Consider the following 17,000-nt stretch of genomic DNA (forward strand, 5'->3'; position numbering starts at 1 on the left):
AGGGGTCGTTTGCGGGAGGGGGCGGAATCCTACGCTAAGGCTTTGGCCAGCGATATTCTCCGGTGAGATTGATGTGTTCCCATCCGAGCGGCGAAACATGGGCCAAGAGATCGGGCGATAGCAGCTTTCCATCGCGTTTCTGGTTTGCAACGACCTCGCCGAGCTTCATGGTGTTCCAGAAGATGATGATGGCGGCGAGCAGATTCATGCCGGCGATGCGGTAATGCTGGCCTTCGGCGGAACGGTCGCGGATTTCACCGCGGCGGTGGAAGCTGATTGCCCGCTTCAGCGCATGATGAGCTTCGCCTTTGTTGAGCCCGATCTGGGCACGCCGTTGGAGTTCGGCATCCAGAATCCAGTCGATCATGAACAGGGTGCGCTCGACGCGACCGACTTCCCGCAGGGCTGTCGCGAGCTCGTTCTGCCGCGGATAGGAGGCGAGTTTCCGCAGAATCTGGCTTGGCGCGACGGTCCCGGCAGCAATGGTGGCGGCGATGCGCAGGATGTCGGGCCAATTGCGCTCGATCATGGCTTGGTTGACCTTTCCGCCGATCAACGCTCGCAGGTGCGCCGGGGCGGCCGACGGATTGAACGCGTAGAGCCGTTTGGATGGCAGGTCGCGGATGCGCGGAGCGAACCGGTAGCCGAGAATGGCACATGCGGCAAAGACGTGATCGGTGAAGCCGCCCGTGTCGGTGAACTGCTCGCGGATATGGCGTCCAGCATCGTTCATCAGCAGGCCATCGAGGATGTAAGGCGCTTCGCTTGCCGTTGCAGGAATCACCTGGGTTGCGAACGGCGCATATTGGTCGGAGACGTGGCTATAGGCTTTCAGGCCCGGGGTATTGCCATATTTCGCGTTGACCAGGTTCATGGCCTCACCTTGCTCTGTAGCGACGAAGAACTGTCCGTCGCTCGAGCCGACGTGCCCGATGCCCCAGAACCGGGCCATGGGTAACGCTGCCTGTGCCTCGACCACCATGGCCAGCGCCCGGTCATAGGCTTCGCCCTCGACCTGCCACCGTCCAATGCGGATCAATTCCCAGAAGGTGTGGGTGTTTGTCGCATCCGCCATTTTGCGCAAGCCGAGGTCGATCCCTTCCGCCAAGATAACGTTCATTAGCCCGATCCGGTCAGCGCAGGGTGCTCCTGTGCGCAGATGGGTGAACGCTTCGGTGAAGCCGGTCGCCGCATCCACCTCCAGCAGGAGATCGGTGATGCGCGTGGGCGGGATCTGCTTGTAGAGATCGAGCACCAGATCTTCGGCGCCTGTCGGTGCGGCGGCTTCGAGTTTCTCGATATGCAGAACGCCGTTTTCCGAATTGACCCGCCCGGGATCGTGCCTGCGCGAGCGGCACGGCCAAGCTCGCGCAACCGCATGTCGAGGCGAGCTTGCCGGTCTGCCAGCCATTCCTCCGGCCGCAGTCGCACAGCGAGACGACCGCCTTCCGCGATGGATTGTGCCGGAACGAGTGCGTGTTTCAGATCGCCATAGCGCCGGGACCTAGTAAGCCAGACATCTCCGGAGCGGAACGCATCGCGCAGATGGAACAGCACCGCGATCTCCCATAGGCGAGCGTCGCCAGCCCTCTGGGGGCCTGAGGTGGTGATGCCATTTCGAGCTGGGCCGCAAGAAGCTGGTCATCGCGGCATCGTTCAAACCGGTACGAAGGGCCGTCACCGCTTCCAGAAGCGGCAGTGCAACGGGCGCAGCTCGCAGATCGAGCAGGCGCAACATGCGTGGAGCGTATCGGCGGAAGCGGTGATAACCGTCGAGCACATGATTGAGCGGATCGTCGGCCATGGTGGCGGTCAGCCTGGTTGCCATTGCAACAAGGGTTTTTAAGCCGTCCCACCCTTGACCCACTCGCGATGACATCGCCCAGCGGCTGGCCATCATCCTGTGCATCGACCAGGGCGCCCCCGATCTCGGCGAAGGATTTCAGGGTGTCACGCACCACCCCCGCTTCGTCTGCGACCTTTGCATGGCAAATACGCTCCGAAGCACGGTAGAGACGGCCGACGATCCGGTCGTGGGTTTCGACCACTGCGTCGGCCAACATCGCCTGCCATTCCGAGACGAACAGCAGCCAAGATCGCAAGCCGCCTGTCCTCCAGGAGATCGCGCATGCCGTCGGCATAATACCGTTCACCCTGCCTGCGCAGACGAGTCACCCGATGGGCAGGAACGCCGGCAAGCAGATCCTCGGGGAGATCGATGCGTTGCAGATATTCGAGCCGGTCGAGCAGCCGGTTGGCCGACGAGAGTTTCGAGCCAGGCTCGAACTGGCGCAGCCACACAAAACGGGTCACCCGATCATCAGCCGTCTCCTCGAGCAATGCCAGCAACTGTTCTCGGATCGACATAGGCAGCCGACTGGCGATCCTCGTCTCGATGCGTCGCTCGGCATCGACGAGAGCCGCGGCACAAAGCCGCTTGATCGTGGATGTCGCGGGAAGGACAGTGCGGGTGCGTCGGCACTCGGCTACGAAGCGACGGGCGATATCCTCGTTCGACACCGCCATCTCGGCTTCTCGGAACAACCATTCCTTCAGCTCGCTCGCACCACGTCCGGAGAAGGTGCGGAAGCCGTAGAGCCCCCAACTCGGCAAGATGCTCGTGCCGTGTTTCCTCGCGGGCAGCATAGTCTACCAGATCGTCGGCACCCAGGCCAAGCTGCGCTCCGATAAATTCGATGACCTCTGCAGGGATCAGTTCGCCTGGAGCCAGCACCCGGCCGGGATAGCGCAGGACACACAATTGCAGGGCGAAGCCGAACCTGTTGTGAGCGCGCCGACGCAGCCTGATATGCCCAAAGGTCTTCATCACTCAGCGTATAGTGCTTGAGCAAATCCGTCTGTGAAGTCGGCAAGCGCAACAGCGCGTCTTTCTGCCGATCGGTTAGAGTGACGCGACGCGGCATAGATGTTCCTTTTTCAAAATCTGATAGCGTTCAAGACGCTTTGTTTATGAAGCTGGTTGAGATACATTTCCAGAGGTCAATGCAATCGTGGCCGAAGTGCCGCCTCAAACCAACGTTTGTGATACATGCTGATCGGATATGCCCGCGTCTCCAAAGCCGATGGCTGCAGTCTCTCGACCTGCAGCACGACGCCTTGCGCGCCGCAGGTGTCGAACGGGACAATATCTATGATGATCTTGCTTCCGGCGGTCGTGATGATCGCCCTGGCTTGACTGCCTGCCTCAAGTCATTGCGTGACGGCGATGTGCTGGTGGTCTGGAAGCTCGATCGCCTCGGACGATCGCTTGCCCATCTGGTCAACACGGTGAAGGAGCTGTCAGACCGCAAGATCGGCCTGCGGGTTCTGACTGGAAAGGGCGCTCAGATCGACACCACGACTGCGTCCGGTCGCATGGTGTTCGGAATCTTCGCCACCTTGGCCGAGTTCGAGCGGGATCTGATCCAGAGCGCACCATGGCGGGTCTCGCCTCCGCGAGAGCGCGCGGTCGCAAGGGCGGACGAAAATTCGCGCTCACCAAAGCTCAGGTGCGTCTCGCGCAAGCCGCCATGGCCCAGCGCGATACTTCAGTTTCCGATCTCTGCAAGGAACTCGGCATCGAGCGCGTCACTCTCTACCGATATGTCGGTCCCAAAGGCGAGCTCAGAGACCATGGAAAGCATGTTCTCGGACTTACGTAGCAACTCGTTTCTTTTCGCAGGTTGAGCCACCTCCGCGCTTCATCAGAAAACTGAAGGAACCTCCATTGAATCGAACTAATATTTTTTTTGGTGAATCGCATTCTGACTGGTTGCCTGTCAGAGGCGGAGAATCTGGTGATTTTGTTTTTCGACGTGGTGACGGGCATGCCTTCGCGAAAATCGCACCTGCTTCCCGCCGCGGTGAGCTCGCTGGAGAGCGTGACCGCCTCATTTGGCTCAAGGTCGAGCGTGGCTTGCCCCGAGGTGATCAACTGGCAGGAGGAACAGGAGGGTGCATGCTTGGTGATAACGGCAATTCCGGGAGTACCGGCGGCTGATCTGTCTGGAGCGGATTTGCTCAAAGCGTGGCCGTCAATGGGCAGCAACTTGGCGCTGTTCACAGCCTATCGGTTGATCAATGTCCGTTTGAGCGCAGGCTGTCGCGAATGTTCGGACGCGCCGTTGATGTGGTGTCCCGCAATGCCGTCAATCCCGACTTCTTACCGGACGAGGACAAGAGTACGCCGCAGCTCGATCTTTTGGCTCGTGTCGAACGAAAGCTACCGGTGCGGCTCGACCAAGAGCGCACCGATATGGTTGTTTGCCATGGTGATCCCTGCATGCCGAACTTCATGGTGGACCCTAAAACTCTTCAATGCACGGGTCTGATCGACCTTGGGCGGCTCGGAACAGCAGATCGCTATGCCGATTTGGCACTCATGATTGCTAACGCCGAAGAGAACTGGGCAGCGCCAGATGAAGCAGAGCGCGCCTTCGCTGTCCTATTCAATGTATTGGGGATCGAAGCCCCCGACCGCGAACGCCTTGCCTTCTATCTGCGATTGGACCCTCTGACTTGGGGTTGATGTTCATGCCGCCTGTTTTTCCTGCTCATTGGCACGTTTCGCAACCTGTTCTCATTGCGGACACCTTTTCCAGCCTCGTTTGGAAAGTTTCATTGCCAGACGGGACTCCTGCAATCGTCAAGGGATTGAAACCTATAGAAGACATTGCTGATGAACTGCGCGGGGCCGACTATCTGGTATGGCGCAATGGGAGGGGAGCAGTCCGGTTGCTCGGTCGTGAGAACAATCTGATGTTGCTCGAATATGCCGGGGAGCGAATCTCTCTCACATCGTTGCCGAGCACGGCGACTACCAGGCGACCGAAATTGCAGCGGAACTAATGGCGAAGCTGTATGCCGCATCTGAGGAACCCCTGCCTTCTGCCCTTCTCCCGATCCGGGATCGCTTTGCAGCTTTGTTTCAGCGGCCGCGCGATGATCAAAACGCAGGTTGTCAAACTGACTACGTCCACGCGGCGATTATAGCCGATCAAATGATGAGCAATGCCTCGGAACTGCGTGGGCTACATGGCGATCTGCATCATGAAAACATCATGTTCTCCAGTCGCGGCTGGCTGGTGATAGATCCCGTCGGTCTGGTCGGTGAAGTGGGCTTTGGCGCCCCAATAGTTCTACGATCCGGCTGACAGAGACGACCTTTGTCTGATTCTAAACTGATCCCACAGATGTCTGCGCATTTCTCATCCGCTGGACGTCGTACCGCGTCGCCTGCTCGACCAGGCGTACGCTTATGGGTGCCTTTCCGCAGCTTGGAACGCGGATGGAGAAGAGGAGCATACGCGATCTAGCTATCGCGGCCGCGATCAAGCAGTTGGACAACGTCATACTAGATATAAGCGACTTCTCTATCCCCTGGGGACACTTCAATCTTACCGGAGAATATCCTCGGCCAAAGCCTTAGCGTAGGATTTCGCCCTCCCCGCAAACGACCCCATCAACAGAACCGGATCTATGGCAGGCTCAGGCCAAAGGAAATGGCCACCGAGCGGACCGCGAACTTCGATTTCGTCACCAATCGCCGCGATGTCGTGAAAACGGCGAAACTTCGGCATCCGGCATGCGCTCGATAGCTATCTCGACGATCGGGGTCGAAACTGCCGATGACGCGATCGAGTAGCTGCGCATTGCACTGTAGCCGTCGGGCGCGGTCAGCCGGATATCGACGTGCTGACCTGCGGTGTGCGCGAACGGCTTGCTCAACCGGGAAGAAGCTCTTGATACTCGGTGTTTGCTGGATGATGTCGTCGATCACGCATGATTGCCACGAACGGACTTGCGCTTCGTTTTCAGTCATGGGTGTATCGTTGTTCGCGCCACGGATCGCCGTAGATGTGATAGCCGTGCAGCTCCCAAAAGCCGGCCTCGTCACGCGTCGTGAATTGCAGCGCATTCACCCATTTGGCGGATTTCCAGAAGTAAAGGTGCGGCACTAGAAGACGCGCCGGCCCCCCATGATCGCGGGAAAGTGGCTTGCCCGCATAACTGAGGGCGACCATCGCTTTCCCGGAAAGCAGATCCGTCAGAGGGACGTTTGTCGAATAATTATCGTAGCAGTGCGCCAAGACGAAATCGGTAGGCCGATCAAGCTCTGCATCTGCAAGGATGTCTTCAATGAGTACACCCTCCCAAACGGTATCCAGTTTGGACCAAGAGGTGACGCAGTGAATATCCTTTGTCACCTGGGTCTTTGGTAGAGTGTTGAATTCGCCCCAATTCCACGTTTTGACGGGCTTCGGACCAATTTTGACTGTGAATTTCCAGTCGGAGGGCTCTACCCTCGGCGTAGGGCCGGCCGACAGAACAGGGAAATCCTCCACCAGATGCTGACCTGGCGGAATCCGATCGGACTGGTCGCCTGAACCGCGACCGGTGAAACCTCTGGTGACCATAGTGACCCCTCTTGCTCGATACGGCAGACCGAAGCCGGCCTTCATTTCAGTACTCTGCGTAAAGCATTTGCCCGCACATCCGCCGAATAAGCCAATCGACTAAAAATCAGATACAGATGCTCTATCATCGTAAAAAATCGCGTATCGAACATAGCGTCAGGCCAGCATGATTCCCAATACCCAATGGCTATAGGGTAGATAACCCCAAGGCTGCGTACGCTGATCTGCGGTATGCGGAGCGGAAGTTGCAGGTTCGCTCTCAAACGGATGGGCAGCGTGCAAAGCTCAAGGCTCACCAGCGCATGGTTGCCCAGTTCGCGCTCGCCGGCAGCTTGAGTATATTAAGGACGAAATGTCGATCTGATCTATTCTGGCTTCAGGAAATAGGGAAAATAAGGTCGGACGTTCGCGCACCGTCGCGACGCGCGATCATCCACTAAGCTTCTGTATCGGGGTTGGAGGATCAGATGAACGAGATCGAACGACAAGCGCCTGAGCTGCGGGTGCAAAAATGGATTGGCAAAGATGGGGAAAGTATCGCGCCGTTCAAACTGTCAGATATCGGGCCCGGCCCGAAAATCTTGTTTGCCTTCCAGCATTGGTGCCAAGGTTGCCATTTGCATGGGTTTCCGACGCTACAAAAGTTGCATGCAGCGTTGAGCTCAAAAGACGTGGGGTTCGCAGTGATCCAGACCGTCTTCGAAGGAACGCATGAGAATACCTTCGAGAAGTTGCGCGTGAACCAGCTCAAGTATGAGCTTCCTATCGTTTTCGGTCACGACGAGCAACCGACCGGCTCGCCGTTTCCAACCTTCATGGAAGACTACCGCACACGAGGAACTCCGTGGTTTACGGTTATCGACGCTGGCGGTAGCATTGTTTTCTCGGACTTCCATCTCGACGCGGAGCGACTAGTGAAGCAACTTGAGCAAGGTTAATCGTTGGAAGGTGGGCAATCATCCTGATTGCCACCCATCCCCTGATGCCCACTACAGGCGTTGCGCGCTGTAACTCTGTTGATCAGCGTGCGAAAACCCGGATCCGGATAGGAGGAGCGTCAACGATTGAATCAATCCGTTGGGAGAGGGCGGCTCCGCTCCGTCAGCTCGGCAATAGATAACCCATTCTCGCCGAGCAACTCTCTGATCCGATCGACGATATGAGCCCCTAGCGCCGCTGTCTTGGTCCCCCCCACAGATTCCCAAGATGCGAGTTCACACGCCGATACCTCGTGGTCAGCGCCGAAGTGCTTCTGTCGGTATGTCACCGCCGCCCTTCAATGATAAAGGCGCGGTAACGGGAACCGGCAAAGCGTTGAGCAGCGATGGTTTGGTAGGCGGGACTGTCATACCAGTCGCGAGCGGCCTGCATCGTCGGGAAACGCAAGATTACGGCCCCTTCGATGGGCGGCCCCTCCAAATGCTGGATCGCGCCATAAGCGGCGAGAAAGGTAACGTCGTGACCATCGAACGATGGTCCGACGCCTGCAGAATAGGTTGCGAGTGCATGTGGGTCGCTGGTTTCTTCCCGCGTAAAGACGACGAACGCTTCCATCATTAGGCCTCTCAAAGGTTGGATCTGTTGGCCATTACCACCGGTGATGGCCTCACAGTCGTCAGGCTGGCAACTGGAACCCGATTTTCATGAGTGCCTCGACGCACGCATCCTGATCCTGCTGATAGTTGCCTCCGGAGATGCCTATGCCGCCGATCAACTTCCCATCCTCCAGAATCGGATAACCGCCGCCGACAGCGACCATCCGAGGGCGATAGGCTAGCGGCGCCACTTTTGGATCGTTGGTCACATAGTCGTTCCAGACATGGGTCGGGAACCCAAACGAGGCGGAACTCCAGGCCTTGTCGATGGCAACATCGACGGTAAGGAACGGCGCATCGTCGGTGCGCTCGAACGCGCGCAGGTTACCGGTGGCGTCGACGACGGCGACGGCAGCCGGGATGCCGATGGCACGGGCCGCAGCGAGCGCCGCGTCGATGAGGGCGACTGCGGTTTCGCGGTTGATCGAGGCGGTGGCAATAGATTTGGTCATGGGATTCTCATCGCTGGGGCATAACCCGTTCGGCTTTTTGAGGTTGGACAAGATGTTTGGCGATCGCGGTCGTTAGAAGCCTTCGAGGACGATCTTGCCTTTAGCCGCGCCACTTTCGATCAGTGCATGCACCGTCTTCAGATTGGCGGCATTGATCGGCGACAGTCGCCGGGTCAGCGTCGTGCGGATTTTGCCGTCGTCAACCAGCGCTGCCATCGCATCCAGAATCTCGCCCTGCTCATTCATGTCGGGCGTGCCGTAGATCGACCGCGTGAACATCAGCTCGTGGTGGATCGACACCGCCTTGCGCTTGAAAACCATGATATCGAATGCCTTGGGATCGTCGATCAGTCCGAACCGTCCTTGTGGGGCGATCAGTTCGGCGATGTCGGCGACATGTTGCTCGGTATGTGTGGTCGAAAAGACGAAAGCGGGAGCACCGATGCCGAGTTCGGCGATCTGTGGCGCGAGCGGACGAGAATGGTCGATGACGTGGTGAGCTCCAAGCCCTCTTACCCACTCTTGGGTTTCCGGTCGAGAGGCTGTGGCGATGACGGTGAGGTCCGTGCGCTGTCGCGCGATCTGGACGGCGATCGACCCAACCCCGCCCGCGCCACCGATGATGAGGATCGCCTCCGCCGCACCGGGTACGGGCTTCGCCACGTCCAGGCGGTCGAACATCGCCTCCCAGGCCGTCAACGTCGTCAGCGGCAGCGCCGCCGCTTCCGCCCAGGAGAGCGACGCAGGTTTGTGACCGACAATCCGGGCGTCGACGAGATGGAACTCCGCATTGGTACCGGGCCGTGTGATCGATCCGGCATAATAGACCTCGTCGCCTAACTCGAACTGCGTGACGTCGGGGCCGACCTCGCGCACAATCCCGGCGGCATCCCATCCCAGCACCTTCCAATCGCCATCTGCCGGCGGCGTGCTGTTGCGGACCTTGTAGTCGACCGGGTTGACCGAGACGGCCTTCACCTCAACCAGGATATCGTATCCTGCAGCGACAGGCCGAGGCAGATTGATGTCGACCAGCGCGGCATCCGCGGCGATGGGTCCCGGAACCTTGTAACCAATGGCTTTCATAAATGTCTCCAGCTTGCTTGATCGGATGACGCGAATGCTCGTTAGTCAACTTCTTCTACATTGAGGTCCCGACTCTTGAACTGGGTCGCGGTAGCAGATTTCATCGAACACGTCGATCAACAGGCCCTTATGCTCGGTCGCCGGATCGGTGATCGCGTAGAGGGTGGAGGCGTTATCGCCATCATCACCGCTTCCGAGGCGAAACGCCGCGTCGACGCAGATGCCGCACGGACCGATGGTTGATCCTGGCTCGAGATCGACGAGATTGCTGTCCTTGACGCGCTATTCGCGGTCTAGCCCTTGGCGATGAAGGACTGAACTGCTTGTAGAGCGTCGGTCAGCTGCTATGTCATGGACGCACCTTCATCTTGAGTTGGATTGGACAAGCTTCCGTATAAGGCCCGCTGTAACCGTCAGATGACGGCGAAGAAAACGATGGGCAGTATTCACAACCACTTAGCCTTCTTGAAGCGCACAAATAGGAAAACGCACGATATCGCTATCACTCCGAGCACGACAAAGTATCCGTAGGCCGTGTCCAGCTCCGGCATGTGTTTAAAGTTCATGCCGTATATTCCAGCGATCGCCGTCGGGACTGCCAGTATTGCCGCCCAAGCTGCCAGCTGGCGGGTGATCACCCCCGTCCTTTGCGCTTCAAGAAGGCTGCTGGCCTCAAAGACCGTGGACAGGACAAGCAGGAGGCCGTCGACCATGGACTGCACGCGGTGGACATGGTCCGCGACGTCGTGGAAATATGGTGTCATTTCGGCGCTGATGCAGGGAAAGTGGCCGCGAACGAGCTTTCGCACCAGCTCGGCCATAGCCCCGAGCGTGCGCTGGAACCGCGTGAGTTCGGACCTTAGTTCGAAGATTCGCGCCACCTCTTCTGGCCCGAGGAAATCGTGCAGCGACCGTCGCTCCATCGCCAGGACGTCGTCCTCGATCATTTCGAAGATGGGCAGATACTGGTCGACCACGCGATGCAAGATCGCGTGCAGCACATAGTCGACACCCTTGCCGAACTGCGTCGGCGATGCCTCGAGTTGCTCCCGAAGTTTGCCCAGCGCTCCGGCATTGCCGTGCCGCACGGTGATAAGGTGATTGTGACCGGTGAAGATCGCCATCTTGCCGTAGCTGATCCGGTCGCCGACCAGCTCGGCGGTCTGCGCCACGACGTACAACTCATCGTTGTAGACCTCGAGCTTGGGCGGGCACAGCGGGTGCATCGCGTTGTCGATCGCCAACGGATGAAGATTATATGTCCTTTGGATCGCGAGTAGTTCCTCGGGGGTGGGTTTGCTAAGCGCGATCCAGCAGAAGCCCGAGCGACTCTCGCCCAACTTGACGTGCTCATCGAGCGCGATTTCGCGAACTCGCTTGCCTTCGTTGTAATAATAGGCGGCGATGATGCTCATGCTGGCCTCGCGGGAATGTGGAGGCCACGCTGGACGGCCGGTCGAGCCAGCCCGCGTCCAAGCCATGCGCGGACGTTCGAAAAGCTGCTGAGGCCAAGGATGTCACCCGCAGCGTAGTATTCCACCAGCGCATTCACCCAGCCGAGCGTCGCGATGTCCGCGATCGAATAGTCGTCGACGATCCAGTCGCCGGCCTTCCAGCCGGCGATCCAGAATCCCCAGCAGACGCGTGGATTCGTCGATAAAGCGCTGTTGCGGCCGCTTGTCCTCATAGTCCTTGCCGCCAAATCGCAGGAAGAAGCCGAGCTGACCAACATCGGCCCGATGGCCGACATCTGACAAACACCCACGCTAGGGTCTCGTAACGCTGGCCTGGTTCGGTGGAGATGAACTGACCCGTCTTGTCGGCCAGATAGAGGAGGATCGCACCGGATTCCCATAAGGCGATGGGTCTACCGTCAGGGCCAGCCGGATCGATGATCGCCGGTATGCGTCCGTTCGGGTTCAGCGACACGAACGCCGGATCCTTCGACTCGTTGTTCGAGATGTCGATCAGGTGGGGCTCGTACGCCAGGCCAGTCTCCTCAAGCATGATCGAGACCTTGACGCCATTGGGCGTAGGGGCTGCGTAGAGTTGCAGGCGATCGGAATGAGATGCCGGCCAGCGCTGCGTGATCGGAAAGGACGAGAGGTCTGGCATAAATTTGCGATCCTGGTGTTGCGATGGCGACTGACTGGAACGAGCCGTCACTCTGAAGTAGGGTTCGATGACCGCGTCGCTGAACGACGCGGTCACGAAGATTGCGGACCGGATCGGCGCAGTGGCAACGGCAGTGAAGCCTATCTCGTCGTGGTCCCGGCCGCTGGCTGTACGTCGTCAACCTTTTGGCGCTTCGGAAACACCCAGCCGGGACGGACGAAGTGGCAGGTGTATCCGCCCGGGCGCTTCTCCAGATAATCCTGGTGATCGGGCTCGGCCTCCCAGAACTCGCCGACCGGCTGGACCTCGGTCACCACTTTGCCATCCCACAGCCCCGAGGCATCCACATCGGCGATCGTATCCTCGGTGACGCGCTTCTGCTCCTCGTCGACATAATAGATGCCCGACCGGTAGGAGAGCCCACGATCATTGCCCTGGCGGTTCAGCGTCGTCGGATCGTGGATCTGGAAGAAGAATTCCAGGATGTTCCGGTAGCTCGTCACTGTCGGGTCGAAGACAATCTCGATCCCCTCGGCATGCGTGCCGTGATTACGATACGTGGCGTTCGGAATATCGCCGCCCGTGTAACCCACACGGGTCGAGATGATGCCGGGCCGCTTGCGGATCAGATCCTGCATGCCCCAGAAACATCCTCCTGCGAGAACAGCGCGCTGATGCATGTTAAGCCTCCTCTACTTGATCGAGATATTCACCGTATCCCTCGGACTCCATCTCGTCGCGCGGGATGAAGTGAAGGGACGCTGAGTTGATGCAGTACCGCAGACCGCCGCGGTCGGAAGGACCATCGGGGAACACATCGCCGAGATGACTGTCTGCGTGTACTGACCTGACCTCCGTCCGGACCATGCCGTGTGCGCTGTCCCGCACCTCGTTCACGTTTGCCGAAACGATCGGCTTGGTGAAGCTGGGCCAGCCAGTACCCGAATCGAACTTGTCCGTCGAGCGAACAGTGGCTCTCCCGACACTATGTCGACGTAGATGCCAGGCTCCTTGTTGTCGTTGTACTCGCCCGTGAAGGGCCTTTCGGTGCCCGCCTCCTGGGTAATTCGGTGTTGCTCGGGAGTCAGGTGGTCGATTGCTGTCTGTGACTTTTCAAACTTCATTACAGTCTCCAATACTTATCTAGAGGGCCAGGCACGCTACCGCTAATTTTTTATGTCTCCTGATTTGCTCCTACAATGGTAGTGGGATGGCAAACGAGGTTTTACTAAGTGTTGGAAAATTAGAGATTTAAATTTCGCGTCTATTAGTTCTAGCGCAACTGAGTGGTTAAGCAAGTACGTAATCAGTAAATATTAAAAAAATAACACAAAAGCACGATTATATAATACAGTGTCAGTGTTTTATGATAATCAACAACGCCTGTCAAGGCAATCGCATGAAGCTCACCTGAGACCTAATAGTTCAGCCCGATAATCATCAGAGGTTGCAGCAATCAGCCTTCGTGCCTTGATGCCACCCTTGCGCTTGACCGGATCCAACCGGATCAAATTCAATGTAAGTTGCTTGAGAACGGCCATGTTGTGGGCAGCATGCCCGGTTCGGATCCGCATCTGATCGTCACCAAAAATGACATCCATGCACCAGTGGACGCGGTTCTCCACGCCCCAGTGCGCCCTGATGGCATGTGCGATGCGCTCTGCATCCGGAGCAAGACTGCTGATGTAGTAACGGCGCTCCAGGCTGGTCTGGTTGCCCACAGTCCGCTCGGACTCCAGCATCACGAAAGTGCGCAGTCCTGGCCAGCGTTCTGGCTGTGGCAGGCACTGGAGTTGGTCGAAAACATGGCAGCGACGAACCTCCAGCCGGCCATGGTCCTTCTCGACATGCTCGAAGTGCGCATGGGGTACCCGGGCAGGATCGCCGTCCAAAAAGGTGTCAGCGAAGTCATCGATCGCTTCGGCCAGCTTCGGCTGGTTTCCCTTGATGGCCAGCAGATAGTGCGCCCCGCGATCGAGAATGGCCTGTGCAATGTCCGGCTGGGTACCCATGGCATTGATCGTCACGGTGCAGCCCTCAAGCGCCAGTGTGGCCAGCAGCTCAGGAATGGCGGTCTTCTCGTTGGACTTCTGGGAGGTCGCCCTCTGCCCGAGAATCAGCCCTGAATCAGCCGCAAAAGCGCTGACCAGGTGCAACGGGGCCGTGTTTTTCTTGCCGGAGCGGCGACTGGTCTTGCCGTCTAGGGCAACCACTTGCGGAGAAAGGGCCGGTAGGATCGCCGCAACCCAACAGCGGAAGGCCTGCTCGAACTCCTCTGGATCGATCAGGCTGAATAGCCGTCCAAAGGTGTCGTGTGAGGGAATGCCGTGGGGTAGTTTCAGAATACGGCGGAACCAGTCCAGCCGCTGCTCAGCCCAGAGTTCGATTTCGATGAAGGTGTCAGCGCCGGCAAGCACGCCGCAGATAGCCACGACCAGTGTTTCGACCAGGTCGTGACGAATCTTGCCCTGCTGACGGGGATCATTGATGGCGACTAGAACATCGGAGATTGGTATGTGATGCGACATTGCAGGGCATCCTGAGTAGAGAGGCGTCTAGGATGCCCGCTGGGAAAGGACTCATTCAAATCGGCAGGCGTTCATGCGATTGCCCTGCAACGCCTGTTTAGATGCTGGTAGATGCGAATTTTTTCGGCGCTACAGTCAAAATTTTCTGATGGTTGCTTAGTGTGTTGGCGCTGATGGAAAATTGACCCACCCTGCCGATTGAAATTTGACCCAGGGCGGATTGCTGATTTTGTTACCAGCAACTGTGGATAAGTCTACCAGCGCAGCTGCTGTTGCCCCCACTCCTTCGCAGCCCAGTTCAGTTGTTTAAGACCTGCCACACGCAGCCATGTAGCAGGCCGTCGTCGCCATGAAATCAGAACGGCTCATCGTCCTCCGGTTCCTGGCCGCCCTTACGCTTTCGCTCCCGTGATTTGATCTTGGCCTGGGCCGCCAAGCTACTGTGTTGCAGGCGATAGGACTCGTTACCGGTTTCGACGATGTGGCAGTGGTGGGTCAGCCGATCCAGCAGGGCGGTGGTCATCTTGGCGTCGCCGAACACGCTCGACCATTCGGCGAAGCTCAGGTTGGTGGTGATCACCACGCTGGTGTGTTCGTACAGCTTGGATAGCAGGTGAAACAGCAACGCACCGCCGGCCTGGCTGAAGGGCAGATAACCCAGTTCGTCGAGGATGACCAGATCCATGCGCAGCAGAGCTTGGGCGATCCGCCCGGCTTTGCCGTCGTGCTTTTCGCGCTCCAGCAGATTGACCAGATCGACCGTGGAGTGGCGCACGCGCTTGCCGTGCCGGGTGATGCCGGACACGGCCAGCGCAGTGGCCAGGTGGGTTTTACCGGTGCCAGGCCCACCGATCAGCACCACGTTCTGCGCGGTGTCGGTAAAGGCCAGACTGGCCAGTTCGCTGATCAAACGAGCGTCTGCGCTGGAGGCGCTGAAGTCGAAGCCGGCCAGGTCGCGGTGCATCGGCAGCTTGGCCATGTTCATCTGGTGGCTCACCGAGCGCATGGCGCGATCTGTGTGCTCTTGTTCCAGCAGGTGTTCGAGCAGCCACTTGGACGAGGCTGTGTTCGACTCACCCTGCGCAGTCAACTCCGCCCAGGCCGTGGCCATGTCGTGCAGGCGCAGCTCCTTGAGTTCCGCCATCAAATCACGCAGACCGATCTCCTCGGTCTGGCCACGCAGGCGGTCGTAGCGCGCCGTGTTAGCGACGGGGGCTTCCTTGAGCGACAAGTGGGTTTCGACGCTGGGTGGTGGTTCGGTCGCGGCCAGGCGCGCCACGACATTGAGGATGTGTTCGGCGCTCAGGCTGCCGCTTTCCAGTACCAGCTCAACAGCCACCAGCACCGCATCGAGCCCGGCGACCGGTACGGCAGCCAGAACTTGCGCCATGATCCAGTCACCGCCGGCATGACGCCCCAGACCGTGCTTAAGCTGACGCAGCGGCGCCGGCAGATCAGCAAAGGGCGCGCCGTTGCGCAGCGCACCGGGCTTGCGTTCGATCAGCGGGAGGTAGTGCTGCCAGTCATAGCTGACCTGGTCGCGATCCAGCAAGCGGACATGGCTGGCGATCAGCGCGTCGTCAGCCACCACCTCGATTCGCGTCGGATACAAACGGCTGCTGACCCACTTACCCGCATACTCGCCCACCGGCACCGAGTAGCGGTTGCGCCCGACGCTGACCAGGCAGGTGCTGGAGACCCGCGCAGGCCGCTCGACGTAACCGTCAATGGCGCTGGCACAGGCATCAGTTCAGCGCGCTCCAGCTCCAGCACTTCGGCCACACTCAGCCCGCTGTATTGAGGGTGCGTCAGCTCATTCCAGAAGACGCGCGGCAGCGCTCGCCCAGCCAGGCATTGAGTTCCTCGAAGGAGTGAAACTGGCAGTCCTGGGCGTCTAGCCAAGAACGCCTGCGGCTGTCTTGCACGTTCTTTTCAACGATGCCCTTTTCCCCAACCAGCGGCGACGTTGCGGAGTCCCGAGATAGAACAGGTAATGCGCGCACATCACCGCAAAGCGCGCATTCACCGCCCGGCCTTTGCCCTTATTGACCTTGTCGACGGCGGTCTTCATGTTGTCGTAGATGCCCCGGCGCGGCACGCCGCCCAAGGAGCCGAACGAGCGTGTATGGGCGTCAAATAACATCTCATGGCCCTGGCTCGGATACGCCACAAGCCAGAACGCACAGGCTGGCACACGGCTTCAGATGTGCCACCTGCATACGCCGGTAAATGCCGCCGACCAGCAAGCCTTCCTCGCTCCAGTCAAACTGAAACGCCTCGCCAAGAGCAAAGGTCAGCGGCACAAAGGCCTGCGACGCCTTGCCCTGTCCCCCTCGCCAGGCACGGATAAACGCGGTGAGCTGGCTGTAGCCACCGTCATAACCTTCGGCTTTGATTTGCGCCAACAGCGCCTTGGCACTGCGCCGCTGTTGCTTGGGCCGCAGCGAATCGGCTTTTAGCGCCTGCTCCAGCGTGGCGTGAAAAGGGCTGAGTTTGTTGAAGATCGCGCGGCGTTGGTAGACCGGCGGCTTGGCCTCAGGTGCTCTGACCCACTTGCGAATCGTGTTGCGCGCCAACCCGGTGCGCTTGGCTATCTCATGCAGCGACAGCTTGTCGCGGAAATACATCCGGCGAATTTTGCCCATCATTTCCATACTGATCACCCTGTGTTCTCCTGCTCAAAAATTGAGCAGAAGCAGTTGAACACCTGGGTCAGTTTTCAGTCGGCAGAACAGCCTCTACTGGGTCAGTTTTCGGTCAGCGGCAACATTTGAGACAAAAAAAGCCCCGCGTTGCGGGGCCTTGGTG

Annotated in this window: 11 protein-coding genes and 7 pseudogenes; 5 read left to right on the plus strand and 13 right to left on the minus strand. The window is 58.8% G+C overall.

Going from position 1 to position 17,000, the window contains the following annotated elements:
- Window positions 1–34: 34 nt before the first annotated feature.
- Window positions 35–2,924 (minus strand): annotated as a pseudogene (locus tag ACTORR_RS28095) (Tn3 family transposase).
- 125 nt (window positions 2,925–3,049) lie between these two features.
- On the opposite strand from ACTORR_RS28095, the pseudogene ACTORR_RS28100 reads away from it, so the two are divergent.
- The 3 pseudogenes from ACTORR_RS28100 to ACTORR_RS28110 form a co-directional block, all read left to right on the plus strand.
- Window positions 3,050–3,662, plus strand: a pseudogene (locus ACTORR_RS28100) (recombinase family protein).
- Between the two features lie 65 nt (window positions 3,663–3,727).
- A pseudogene (aph(3'')-Ib, locus tag ACTORR_RS28105) lies at window positions 3,728–4,528 on the plus strand (aminoglycoside O-phosphotransferase APH(3'')-Ib).
- Window positions 4,528–5,341 (plus strand): annotated as a pseudogene (locus ACTORR_RS28110) (APH(6)-I family aminoglycoside O-phosphotransferase); the annotation flags it as partial. The pseudogenes aph(3'')-Ib and ACTORR_RS28110, both read left to right, overlap by 1 nt.
- 194 nt (window positions 5,342–5,535) lie before the next feature.
- Here ACTORR_RS28110 and ACTORR_RS28115 read toward each other — a convergent pair.
- Together ACTORR_RS28115 and ACTORR_RS28120 are read right to left on the minus strand one after the other, a co-directional pair.
- The gene (locus tag ACTORR_RS28115; RefSeq protein WP_441344139.1) at window positions 5,536–5,727 is read right to left on the minus strand and encodes an FAD-binding oxidoreductase; all 192 of its coding nucleotides are present in this window, start codon (window positions 5,725–5,727) and stop codon (window positions 5,536–5,538) included.
- An 86-nt stretch (window positions 5,728–5,813) separates the two neighbouring features.
- Window positions 5,814–6,461: a sulfite oxidase-like oxidoreductase gene (locus tag ACTORR_RS28120; RefSeq protein WP_002118288.1), complete on the minus strand. Its 648-nt coding sequence runs from the start codon at window positions 6,459–6,461 to the stop codon at window positions 5,814–5,816.
- A gap of 422 nt (window positions 6,462–6,883) precedes the next feature.
- Here ACTORR_RS28120 and ACTORR_RS28125 point away from each other — a divergent pair, with 422 nt between their 5' ends.
- Window positions 6,884–7,354, plus strand: a complete 471-nt coding sequence (locus tag ACTORR_RS28125; RefSeq protein ID WP_003464979.1) for a TlpA family protein disulfide reductase — start codon at window positions 6,884–6,886, stop codon at window positions 7,352–7,354.
- Window positions 7,355–7,679: 325 nt separating this feature from the next.
- Here ACTORR_RS28125 and ACTORR_RS28130 read toward each other — a convergent pair whose 3' ends face one another.
- The 3 genes from ACTORR_RS28130 to ACTORR_RS28140 all read right to left on the minus strand — a co-directional run bounded on the left by ACTORR_RS28130 (window position 7,680) and on the right by ACTORR_RS28140 (window position 9,549).
- Window positions 7,680–7,973 carry a DUF1330 domain-containing protein gene (locus ACTORR_RS28130; protein ID WP_010591688.1) on the minus strand — a complete coding sequence of 98 codons (294 nt, stop codon included), beginning with the start codon at window positions 7,971–7,973 and terminating at the stop codon, window positions 7,680–7,682.
- A 58-nt stretch (window positions 7,974–8,031) separates the two neighbouring features.
- On the minus strand, window positions 8,032–8,463 hold the full coding sequence (locus ACTORR_RS28135; RefSeq protein WP_005006001.1) for a GlcG/HbpS family heme-binding protein: 432 nt from the start codon (window positions 8,461–8,463) through the stop codon (window positions 8,032–8,034).
- A gap of 72 nt (window positions 8,464–8,535) precedes the next feature.
- Complete coding sequence (locus ACTORR_RS28140) at window positions 8,536–9,549, minus strand: zinc-binding alcohol dehydrogenase family protein (protein ID WP_002118279.1); 1,014 nt, start codon at window positions 9,547–9,549, stop codon at window positions 8,536–8,538.
- Window positions 9,550–9,624: 75 nt separating this feature from the next.
- Here ACTORR_RS28140 and ACTORR_RS28145 point away from each other — a divergent pair, with 75 nt between their 5' ends.
- A complete protein-coding gene (locus ACTORR_RS28145) occupies window positions 9,625–9,792 on the plus strand; it encodes a hypothetical protein (protein ID WP_016487060.1) in 168 nt (55 codons plus the stop codon).
- A 203-nt stretch (window positions 9,793–9,995) separates the two neighbouring features.
- Here ACTORR_RS28145 and ACTORR_RS28150 read toward each other — a convergent pair whose 3' ends face one another.
- The 7 genes and pseudogenes from ACTORR_RS28150 to istA form a co-directional block, all read right to left on the minus strand.
- Window positions 9,996–10,964, minus strand: coding sequence for a magnesium and cobalt transport protein CorA (locus tag ACTORR_RS28150; protein WP_441344140.1), 969 nt, complete (start codon window positions 10,962–10,964; stop codon window positions 9,996–9,998).
- Window positions 10,961–11,664, minus strand: a pseudogene (locus ACTORR_RS28155) (glutathione S-transferase N-terminal domain-containing protein). Before ACTORR_RS28155 ends, ACTORR_RS28150 begins: the two are co-directional and overlap by 4 nt.
- Window positions 11,665–11,804: 140 nt before the next feature.
- Entirely contained in the window at window positions 11,805–12,344 is a 540-nt protein-coding gene (gene msrA / locus ACTORR_RS28160) for a peptide-methionine (S)-S-oxide reductase MsrA (RefSeq protein ID WP_441344141.1), read from the minus strand.
- Window position 12,345: 1 nt separating this feature from the next.
- Window positions 12,346–12,788, minus strand: a pseudogene (gene msrB, locus ACTORR_RS28165) (peptide-methionine (R)-S-oxide reductase MsrB).
- Window positions 12,789–13,070: 282 nt separating this feature from the next.
- Window positions 13,071–14,192 (minus strand): ISAs1-like element ISPa60 family transposase, encoded by a 1,122-nt coding sequence (locus ACTORR_RS28170; protein WP_441344142.1) that lies wholly within the window; start codon window positions 14,190–14,192, stop codon window positions 13,071–13,073.
- Between the two features lie 355 nt (window positions 14,193–14,547).
- Window positions 14,548–15,348, minus strand: coding sequence for an IS21-like element ISPst3 family helper ATPase IstB (gene istB, locus ACTORR_RS28175; RefSeq protein WP_441344143.1), 801 nt, complete (start codon window positions 15,346–15,348; stop codon window positions 14,548–14,550).
- A gap of 6 nt (window positions 15,349–15,354) precedes the next feature.
- Window positions 15,355–16,846 (minus strand): annotated as a pseudogene (istA, locus tag ACTORR_RS28180) (IS21 family transposase); the annotation flags it as partial.
- Window positions 16,847–17,000 lie beyond the last annotated feature (154 nt).

Origin of the sequence: Pseudomonas sp. SAR267 (assembly GCF_052077595.1) — a bacterium.
Taxonomy (GTDB): domain Bacteria; phylum Pseudomonadota; class Gammaproteobacteria; order Pseudomonadales; family Pseudomonadaceae; genus Aquipseudomonas; species Aquipseudomonas vlassakiae.